At 73.9% G+C, this 9391-nt stretch carries 9 protein-coding genes; 2 read left to right on the top strand and 7 right to left on the bottom strand.

Going from position 1 to position 9391, the window contains the following annotated elements:
- From ABZ621_RS25300 to ABZ621_RS25290, 3 genes are all read right to left on the bottom strand, one after another.
- Nucleotides 1-482, bottom strand: a 482-nt coding sequence (locus ABZ621_RS25300) for an ATP-binding cassette domain-containing protein (protein WP_360608255.1), incomplete at its 3' end; no start/stop codon positions are given.
- 36 nt (nucleotides 483-518) lie between these two features.
- Nucleotides 519-1190, bottom strand: coding sequence for a DUF4097 family beta strand repeat-containing protein (locus ABZ621_RS25295; protein ID WP_360608253.1), 672 nt, complete (start codon nucleotides 1188-1190; stop codon nucleotides 519-521).
- A 308-nt stretch (nucleotides 1191-1498) separates the two neighbouring features.
- A complete protein-coding gene (locus ABZ621_RS25290) occupies nucleotides 1499-2491 on the bottom strand; it encodes an EamA family transporter (RefSeq protein WP_360608269.1) in 993 nt (330 codons plus the stop codon).
- 121 nt (nucleotides 2492-2612) lie between these two features.
- Here ABZ621_RS25290 and ABZ621_RS25285 point away from each other — a divergent pair, with 121 nt between their 5' ends.
- Nucleotides 2613-3512 (top strand): LysR family transcriptional regulator, encoded by a 900-nt coding sequence (locus ABZ621_RS25285; RefSeq protein ID WP_360608251.1) that lies wholly within the window; start codon nucleotides 2613-2615, stop codon nucleotides 3510-3512.
- A 26-nt stretch (nucleotides 3513-3538) separates the two neighbouring features.
- On the opposite strand, the gene ABZ621_RS25280 is transcribed toward ABZ621_RS25285, so the two are convergent.
- Together ABZ621_RS25280 and ABZ621_RS25275 are read right to left on the bottom strand one after the other, a co-directional pair.
- Complete coding sequence (locus ABZ621_RS25280) at nucleotides 3539-4459, bottom strand: DUF2199 domain-containing protein (protein WP_360608249.1); 921 nt, start codon at nucleotides 4457-4459, stop codon at nucleotides 3539-3541.
- A gap of 72 nt (nucleotides 4460-4531) precedes the next feature.
- Nucleotides 4532-5254, bottom strand: coding sequence for a class I SAM-dependent methyltransferase (locus ABZ621_RS25275; protein WP_360608247.1), 723 nt, complete (start codon nucleotides 5252-5254; stop codon nucleotides 4532-4534).
- Nucleotides 5255-5309: 55 nt separating this feature from the next.
- On the opposite strand from ABZ621_RS25275, the gene ABZ621_RS25270 reads away from it, so the two are divergent.
- The gene (locus tag ABZ621_RS25270; RefSeq protein ID WP_360608245.1) at nucleotides 5310-5705 is read left to right on the top strand and encodes a GNAT family N-acetyltransferase; all 396 of its coding nucleotides are present in this window, start codon (nucleotides 5310-5312) and stop codon (nucleotides 5703-5705) included.
- 90 nt (nucleotides 5706-5795) lie between these two features.
- Here the strand turns inward: ABZ621_RS25270 and ABZ621_RS25265 are convergent, their stop codons facing one another.
- Nucleotides 5796-6536, bottom strand: a complete 741-nt coding sequence (locus ABZ621_RS25265) for a class I SAM-dependent methyltransferase (RefSeq protein WP_360608243.1) — start codon at nucleotides 6534-6536, stop codon at nucleotides 5796-5798.
- Nucleotides 6537-6588: 52 nt separating this feature from the next.
- Nucleotides 6589-9363, bottom strand: a complete 2775-nt coding sequence (locus ABZ621_RS25260) for an FAD-binding and (Fe-S)-binding domain-containing protein (protein ID WP_360608241.1) — start codon at nucleotides 9361-9363, stop codon at nucleotides 6589-6591.
- Nucleotides 9364-9391 lie beyond the last annotated feature (28 nt).

Below are 9391 nucleotides of genomic sequence, written 5' to 3'. Positions count from 1 at the left end.
TCGAGGAAGATGATGCGGGGGCCGCCGACGAGGGTCATGGCGATGTCGAGGCGGCGTTTCATGCCGCCGGAGTAGGTGGAGGCGGGCTTGCCGGCTGCGTCGGTGAGGCCGAAGCGTTCGAGGAGTTCGGCGGCGACCTGCCGTCCTTCCCGCTTGGGCAGGTGGTGCAGGTCGGCCATGAGGAGCATGTTCTCCAGGCCGGTGATGAGTCCGTCGACCGCGGAGAACTGTCCGGTGACGCCGATGGCGGCGCGGACGCGGTGGGCGTCGGTGGTGAGGTCGTGTCCGGCGATGGCGGCGTGGCCGGCGTCGGCGGTGACGAGGGTGGAGAGGATCTTCACGGCGGTGGTCTTGCCCGCGCCGTTCGGACCGAGCAGGGCGAAGATCGTTCCTTCGGGGACGGCCAGGTCGACTCCGTCGAGGACGACCTTGTCGCCGTACGACTTGCGCAGACCGTTCGCCGCGATGGCGGGGTTCGTCATGACGGTTCGCTCCTTGGGGCTGTGGGCGGGCGGGTCTCAGTTGCTGTGGGCGGTGATGTCGCCGAGGGCGGTGGTGGCGCGGATGGCGAGCGCGGCGCCGGAGCCCTGGGCGTTGCGGAGGCCGTTGCCGATCCGGCCGAGGGCGGTGCGGGCGTCGAGGGTGGCGGAGGTGCCCGGGGCGGCGCCGACGGTGATGGACCCGGCCTGGGTGTCGAGGACGACGGTGCCGCCGGCGGCCTCGGCGACGCGCAGGTCGCCGCGGGCGGTGGTGAGTTCGGCGTCGCCGCCGAGGCGGCCGAGGGTGATGTCCCCGTCCTGGAGGACGATCCGGACGCGGCCGGCCTCGTCGAGCTCGACCGGGCCCTGAGCGGCCTCGAAGGTGACGTCCCCGAGCCGCCCGACACCGCGCAGGTCCGCTGCGGCGGCCTTGCCCTCGACGGAGGACCCGGCCGGGAGCTGCACGGTGACGTCGACGGAACCGGACGGCCCGAAGAGCTGGTTCGCGCCCTCGGCCCCGGTGACCCGCAGGACGCCGTCGGCGAAGGAGACGGCGGTCCCCTCGGCCGCCTTCACGTCACGGGACTTCTTGGCGTCGAGCGGCCGGACCTCGACGGTGACGTCGGCCCGCTCGGCGGCGACGAAGCGGAGGCGACCGGCCGGGATGGCGACGAGGGCGGCGATCGGGGCGGTGGCGGCGAAGGTCTGCATGAGGTGCGCTCCTGTGGAGTGGTGTTCCCGTCGGCGTTTCCGACATGAGAAAAGCTACGTTGCTTTCCAGTTCTCAGCAACACTCTCGTTGCATTAGATGGGTATCACTGCAGCTCAGAGCAGATATTTCGTTGCAATAGAATCAGAATTGACGCAACGACATATGCCGGAGCGTTGCACTAGCGAGAAGGTGAACGCTATGCGCGACGGGGAAACGCGACGGGGAAACGCGACGGCCGGTGGGGCGGTCCGGAGTCTCCGGACCGCCCCACCGGCCGAGGGCGCGGGGCGAGGGGAAAGCGAGGGGGCTACGTGACGGCGGGGGCGGTGGCGGCCGCCGCGGCCTTCTGCGTGCGCACCGCACCGATGCTCGCCGCGATGACGAGGGCGATCGCGAGGCCCTCCGTCACGGACAGGGCCTGGTGCAGCACGAGGAAGCCGGCACCGGCGGCGATGGCGGGCTCCAGGCTCATCAGGACGGCGAAGGTCGGGGCGGGCAGGCGGCGCAGGGCGAGGAGTTCGAGGGTGTACGGAAGCACCGAGGAGAGCAGTGCGACGCCGAGGCCCAGCGCGACCGTCGACGGCACGACCAGCGCGCCGCCCGCCTCCGCGATGCCGAGCGGCAGGCTGAGGACCGCGCCGAAGGCCATCGCGAGCGCCAGCCCGTCGGCCTGCGGGAACCGCCGGCCGGTCCGCGCGCTGAAGACGATGTACGCCGCCCACATGGCGCCCGCCGCGAGCGCGAAGCCCGCACCGAGCGGGTCGAGCCCGTCGAACCCGCCGCCGCCGAGCAGCGCGACACCGCCGAAGGCGAGCCCGGCCCAGGCGAGATTGACGAGCCGCCGCGAGGCGACGACGGAGAGGACCAGCGGGCCGAGCACCTCCAGGGTGACGGCCGCACCGAGCGGGATCCGGTCGATCGACTGGTAGAAGAGGATGTTCATGCCCGCCATGGCGGCGCCGAAGGCGACGACGGTCCCCCAGTCGGCCCGGCTGTAGCCGCGCACCTTGGGCCGGCAGACCAGCAGCAGGACGAGCGCGGCGAGCACGAGCCGCAGCGTGACGACGCCGAACGCCCCGGCGCGCGGCATCAGCAGGACGGCGACGGCGGACCCGAACTGTACGGAGAGCCCTCCGGCGACGACGAGCGCGACGGGCCCGAACCGCCGGGACGCGACACCGGAGGCACGGCCGGCACGGCGCCCCGCAGGCACGCCGGAATCCACCGCGGCCCCCGCCACGGAACCCGCCACGGAGTCCGCCGCGGGAACGGGGGCCGCCTCCGCCACCTGGCTGTCCACGCTCACCGCCACACCTCCCAAGTGCATTCCACTAAACTCTCAGTCCAGAGTAATGTACTCCCCCGTACCCTGACGACCGGATTCCGCTTCCACGCTACGGACCCCGGGCCCGCCAACGGAAATGCCGATCACCCTGCGGTTATGCTCCGGAAACATGACCCTGCGCATCGAGCTGCGCCACCTCCGCTGCTTCCTCGCCATCGCCGAGGAGGAGAACCTCACCCGCGCCGCCGCCCGGCTCCACCTCACCCAGCCCGCCGTCTCCCGCACCCTCGCCGCCCTCGAACGGCACCTCGGCGCCCGGCTCGTCGACCGCTCCACCCACCACCTCGCCCTCACCCCCGAAGGCCGCGCCTTCCGCGAACGGGCCGCCGCCGCACTGGCCGCCTTCGACGCGGCCGTCGACCCGGCGCGGCTCCACCACCGCCCCCTGCGCCTCGGCCACGCCTGGTCGGCCTTCGGCCCGTACACGACCCCCCTCCTGCGCCGCTGGCAGCGCGAGCACCCGGAGACCCCCCTCGAACTCCTCCGCGTCGACGACCGCACGGCCGGCCTGGCCAGGGGCCAGGTCGACGCGGCCCTGCTGCGCGGCGCCGTCGAGGCCCCCGGCCTCGTCACCGCCGAACTCACCACCGAGCCCCGCGTGGCCGCACTCCCCGCGGACAGCCCCCTGGCGGACCGCCCGGGCGAGCTGACCCTCCTCGACCTCGCCGACGAGACGGTCGTCCTGAACACGGTCTCCGGCACGACCACCCTGACCCTGTGGCCCCTGCCCGCCCGCCCCACGAGCACCCTCACGGTCGCCAACACCGACGACTGGCTCACCGCCATCGCCGCGGCCCGGGGTGTGGGCGTCTCCTCCGCCTCCACGGCGGCGCTCCACCCCCACCCCGGAGTCGCCTACCGCCCCCTGCCCGGCGCCCCGCCCCTCCCCGTCCTCCTCGCCTGGCGCGACGCCTTCCCCCACCCGGCGACAGAGGCCCTGGTCCGCATGGCCCGGGACATCGTCCACGACACCTGAGCCGGAAAGCCCCGCTACCGCTGCCGCTACCGCTCCCGCCGCAGCGAGCGCCAGACGTGCTGCGCCCAGGCGTGCTGCCCCGGTTCCTCGTACGAGCAGAACAGGCCGGCCGCCGAGCCGTCGGGCTCCACCGCGTACGCCGTCAGTTCGTGCCGCGTCCGGCCCGTGTCCCGCGGCGTGAGCCAGGAGGCGTACCGGACCGCGCCGTCCGCCGACCTCTCCCCGTGCTCCTGGCCCTCCGGCACCACGGGTGCCCCGGGCTCCTCACCGATCAGCGCGGCGAGGAAGTCCTCGGCCGAGCGCCCCTGCTCGGTGTCCTGGAAGAGCGTCACGGCCACGCTGCGGCCCTGCGTCGCGAACTGGTCGACACCGTTCTCGAACCGCCCCGAGAACCCGGCGGACCGCTCCACCGACCACCCGTCACCGAGCTCCGTCCGGACCGCGACCGGCAGCGGGTGCGGGAAGCGGGCGAGCACGTGGTCCCGGTCCCAGACCTGCCCGATCAGCCGTTCCGCCTCAGGCCCGTGCCCCTCCACGAGGTACGGCAGCTCCCCGGCGTCCTTGATCCGCCCCGTGAGCTCCGCGCCGAGCACCTCCTCGCCCCACGGCTTCACGGCGTTCGCGAGCCGCCCGCGCACGACGAGCTCCGGGTACGCGGCCTCGTCGTCCCAGACGTCGGCGGCGTGCAGGAACGTCTCCTCGTCCACCTCCGCCCAGGCCCCGAGCACCAGCTCGGTCTCGCCCGTCAGCCGCACGGGCAGCAGGCACCGCACGAAGAAACCGGCCCCGTCGAGCGCGAGCAGCGCGCTGGGGCCGGGCGACCGCCGGGCCTCCTCCGGCAGCTCGAAAGCGATGTCCGGAAGCCCGAAGCGAACGTCGATCCGCCGCTCGTCGAGGAGCGGGTCACCACAGCAGGAGCAGGTGGCGGTGGGTGCGGGTAGGTCCATACCCGCACCTTAGGCCGCTCGGGGTGCGCGGTCAGGGCTCGGCCGCCGCCCCCGGGCCACTCCGCGCGCGGGTCACGCCGTCGGCTTGCGCCACACGGAGACGTGCTTCGGTGAGTCCTGGGTGAACGGGGTGCCGTCCCAGTCCGCGACGCGGCGTTCGAGCTCAAGGCCGGCGAGCCGTGCCATCAGGTCGAGTTCCGCGGGCCAGGCGTACCGGTGGCGGGAGTTCCCGCGGCGGTAGCGGCCGTCCTCAAGGGTGAAGTGGTGCGAGACGAGGACCTGCTCGACCAGGTCGAAGGTGTCGAAGCCGAGATGCCGCTCGGAGACGTCGAACGGCACCGCGACCTGGCCGGGCGGCAGGAGCCGCAGGGGCGGCACGAGCAGCTCGATGACGAAGCGGCCGCCGGGCTCCAGGTGGCGTGCGGCGTTGCGGAAGCACTCCACCTGCTCGTCCTGCGTGAGCAGGTTCGAGATCGTGTTGTAGACGAGGTAGACCAGGGCGAACCCGCCCGGGACGACGGTGGTGGCCATGTCCCCGATGGTCACCGGGAGCGTGTCCTCGTCGACCTTGCGCCGCAGTACCGCCGCCATGTGCGCGGACAGTTCGATGCCCACGACCGGCACGCCGCGTTCCCGGAGGGGGACGCCCACGCGTCCGGTGCCGATGGCGAACTCCAGCGCCCGGCCGTCTCCGGCCAGCTCGGCGAGGAAGTCGAGGGTCGGTCCGGATGCCGGGGTCTCCTCGGCGTCGTAGCGTTCGGCGGTCTCTCGGGTCCACAGCTCACTGCTCGTCACGAACGGGCACTCTGCCGGGAACGAGGGACGCTGTCGACGCATTTACCCTCGGGGCGTGACGATCGACTACGAGTGGCGCGGCGCCTTCGACAACGCCGCGCTCGGCGCGCTGCACGCGGAGGGCTTCGGCGCGTCGACGCCGGAGGTCGACTGGGAGGGGCGGGTGCGGCGGCACAGTCTCGGATGGGTCTGCGCGCGTGACGGTGACGCACTCGTCGGGTTCGTCAACGTCGCGTGGGACGGCGGCGGACACGCGTTCGTCCTCGACACCGTGGTCGCGGGAGGCCGCCGCCGGTCGGGGATCGGGGCCGAGCTCGTCGCCGAGGCCGCCCGGCGGGCCCGCGCGGCCGGATGCGCGTGGCTCCACGTCGACTTCGAGGACGACCTGCGGGCGTTCTACGTCGACGCCTGCGGATTCGAGCCGACGGCGGCCGGCCTGATCGCGCTCTGACCGGAGGACGCCGTCCGCCCACGGCGGCGGCCCCATGCTCCCCGGCCCGCACTCATGACAGTGCGGGCCGATACGGCCGGACGGACCGGCCTACGGCTTGTGGGTCACCCAGAGCAGTTCCGCGGGCCAGCGGTGCGCCCAGTCGGGCGGATCGGTCTCGTTGTAGCCGTTGGGCGTACCGGGGCCGGGCCGGGGCTCGATGAGGTCGTCGATGACGAGACCCGCGCCGCGCAGCACCCTGACCCAGTCGCCGTACGTGAGCTGATAGCTGGTCGCCCCGTCGCCCTCGGCGATGGCGTCCAGCCCGAAGTAGTCCTTCTGCAGCGTCGTGGTCACACGGCCGGCGGCCTCGTCGTAGCAGGCTTCGAACCACGGACTGGCGACGTTGAACACCAGACGCCCGCCCCGCCGCAAGACCCGCGCGGCCTGCGGCACGGCCAGGTGCGGGGGCGCCCAGCTGAGCCCGCCGAAGTCGCAGAACACCAGGTCGAAGCTCTCGTCGGCGAAGGGCAGCCGCTCGGCCGCGCCCTGCACCAGCGGGTACCGGTCCTCCCCCATCGCGCCTACTGCCGCGGCGAGTTGGGCCTCGGACAGATCGACCCCGACCACGGCGGCCCCCTCGGCGACGAGCGCCCTGGACCACTGTCCGGCGCCACAGCCGAGTTCGAGGACGCGCTTCCCCCGGACCTCACCCAGGGCGCGCAGCTCCGCGTCGGGAACGGAGTACATCCCCCACAGCCGGGGCGCGGCGCCGATCCGAGGATCGTGCTCACGCTGATAGGCGCCGCTGATCCGATTCCAGAGCCGCCGGTTGGCGGGAACGCTGTCCACACGCCGACTCCAGCACCGACCACCGGAGGCGGTCAACAGCTTTGAACCGGCCTCACCCCTCCTCGTCCAGCGCCTCCGCCAGGACCTCCGCCAGGTGTCGCCCCCTGCCGGGCGTCAGGTGTCCGATCTGGGTGCGGCACGAGAAGCCGTCCGCCAGGACCTCCGCCGTGCTCGGAGCCGTACGCAACGCCGGCAGGAGCCGGTCCTCCGCGCACGCGCGCGAGACCTCCTCGTGGCCCGGCTCGAAGCCGAAGTTGCCCGCCAGGCCGCAGCAGCCGCCCGCCAACTCGCCGACCAGCCCCGCCCGTTCCCTCAGGCGCCGGTCCGGCGCGTCGCCCAGGACGGCGTGCTGGTGGCAGTGGGTCTGGCCGGTGACCGGGCGGTCGATCCTCGGCGGTGTCCAGTCGGGGGCCAGCTCCTCCAGGGCCTCGGCGAACGTCCGGACGGACGCCGCGAGGCGGGCGGCCCTCGGGTCGTCCGGGAGCAGCTCGGGAAGGTCGGTCCTGAGCGTGCCCGCGCAGGAGGGCTCCAGCACCACTACGGGACCTTCCACCCCGCCCACCACGTCCAGCGTCCTCCCCATCACCCTGCGAGCCGCCCCCAACTGCCCCGTGGACACGTACGTCAGCCCACAGCACACCCGTCCCGCGGGCAGCTGTACGCCGAGCCCGGCGTCCTCCAGGACCCGGACCGCCGCCCGGCCGACCTCCGGTGCCAGGTAGTTGGTGAAGGTGTCCGGCCAGAGGGTGAGCGCGGGCGGACGGGCGGAGGAGCGGTCGGCGAACCACGAGGTGAAGGTGCGTGCGGCGACCCTCGGCATGGCCCGTTCCGGAGTGACGCCGGCGAGCCGGGCGGCGTACGGGAGGCGCATCGCCGCGTTCAGGCCGCGTCCGAAGTGGGCGAGCAGGGAGGGGAGGCGGCCCATCGTCCAGTGAGAGCGCGGGCGGCGCCACCAGCCGCTCACCCCGGCGTAGTGGCGGTCCAGGAACTCGGCCTTGTACGCGGCCATGTCGACGCCCACCGGGCAGTCGCTGCGGCAGCCCTTGCAGGAGAGGCAGAGGTCGAGCGCTTCCCGGACCTCCTCCGAGCGCCAGCCGTCCGTGATGATCTCGCCGATCGCCATCTCGTGCAGGAGCCGGGCCCGGCCCCGCGTCGAGTGCTTCTCCTCGCCCGTGGCGCGGAAGGACGGGCACATCACGGAAGGCCCCGAACCGGGCCCGGCCACGCGGCACTTGGCGACCCCCACGCACCGCGCGGCCGCCTTCCCCACTCCCACCACCGGCAGCAGCCCCTCGAACCGCAGCCCCGAGTCAAGGGGCTCGGGACGGACCAGCATCCCCGGGTTCAGTGCCCCGTCCGGGTCCCACAGGTCCTTCACCGCCCCGAACAGCCCGACCATCTCCTCCCCGTACATCCTCGGCAGCAGCTCCGCCCGCGCCTTCCCGTCCCCGTGCTCGCCGGACAGGGAGCCCCCGTGCGCGACCACGAGTCCGGCGACGGCCTCCGAGAAGCGGCGGAAGGCGCGGACGCCCCGCGGCGTCCACAGGTCGAAGTCGACGCGGACGTGGACGCAGCCGTCGCCGAAGTGCCCGTAAGGGGTCCCCCGCAGGCCGTGCTCGGCCAGCAGGGCGCGGAAGTCGCGCAGGTACGCGCCCAGCCGGGCCGGCGGCACCGCGCAGTCCTCCCAGCCGGGCCAGGCGTCCCCGCCGCCGGGCATCCGGGTGGCCGTTCCGGCCGCGTCCTCCCGGATCCGCCACAGGGCGCGCTGCCCGGCCGGGTCGCGGACGACGGCCGTGTCGAGCGCGTCCGCGGCCCGTACCAGCCGCCGCGCCGCACCGTCCCCGTCGGCTTCGCAGAACAGCCACGCCCCGCCCCGCGGCAGGCCCTGCGCGTCCCCCACCAGGTCGGCCGCCATGCCTTCCGCCGTCAGCGCTCCGTACGCCACGAGGCCCGCCGCCGCGTCCGCCGCGGCCGTCTCGTCGGCGTAGCCGAGGACGACGAGGACCGGGTCGGCGGGCAGCGGGACGAGACGGACGGTCGCCTCGGTCACCACCCCCAGGGTCCCCTCGCTGCCGACGAAGGAGCGGACGACGTCCGTGCCCCGTTCGGGGAGCAGCGCGTCGAGGGCGTAGCCGGAGATGCGGCGGGGCAGGCCGGGCGGGTAGCCGGTGCGCAGGAGGGCGAGGTTGCGGCCGACGAGGTCCGTCAGGCCGGCGGGGGCGCCTTGCCCGCCTCTCCCCAGTGTCAACCTCTCGCCCCGGTAACTCACCACTTCCAGTGAGTGGATGTTGTCGGCGGTGGTGCCCCAGGCGACGGAGTGGGCGCCGCAGGCGTTGTTGCCGATCATGCCGCCGAGGGTGCAGCGGCTGTGGGTGGACGGGTCGGGGCCGAAGGTGAGGCCGTACGGGCGCACCGCCTCCCGCAGCCGGTCGAGGACGAGGCCGGGGCGGACGACGGCGGTGCGGGCGGCGGGGTCGACGGAGACGAGGCCGTCCATGTGGCGTGTGAGGTCGAGCACGACGCCGGTGCCGGTGGCCTGGCCTCCGATGGAGGTGCCGGCGCCGCGCGGGACGACGGGGACGGCGCCGTGCCGGCGGCAGATCTCCAGGGCGGCGGCGATGTCGTCGGCGTCGCGCGGCGCGACCGTACCGGCAGGCACGCGGCGGTAGTTGGAGGCGTCCATGGTCGCGAGGGCCCGGGCGGAGGCGCTGAAGTCGACGTCTCCGGCGAGGGCGGATCTCAGGTCCGCGGCGAGGTCGGCGGAGGGGCCTGCGGCGTGTCTGTCGTCTGTTCCCACAACGCAAGGATGTCTCGTGGTTCGTCTCATCGGGCGGACATGCCGCGACCGGGCCCTG

Source organism: Streptomyces sp. NPDC007863, from assembly GCF_040633895.1.
Classification (GTDB): Bacteria; Actinomycetota; Actinomycetes; order Streptomycetales; family Streptomycetaceae; genus Streptomyces.
This window is presented reverse-complemented; position numbering and strand designations above follow the sequence as displayed.

Coding starts and splice junctions, on each gene's coding strand:
- ABZ621_RS25295 (WP_360608253.1), bottom strand. CDS start 1,190: ATGCAGACCTTCGCCGCCACCGCCCCGATCGCCGCCCTCGTCGCCATC.
- ABZ621_RS25280 (WP_360608249.1), bottom strand. CDS start 4,459: ATGGACCTACCCGCACCCACCGCCACCTGCTCCTGCTGTGGTGACCCG.
- ABZ621_RS25285 (WP_360608251.1), top strand. CDS start 2,613: ATGCCGATCACCCTGCGGTTATGCTCCGGAAACATGACCCTGCGCATC.
- ABZ621_RS25260 (WP_360608241.1), bottom strand. CDS start 9,363: ATGAGACGAACCACGAGACATCCTTGCGTTGTGGGAACAGACGACAGA.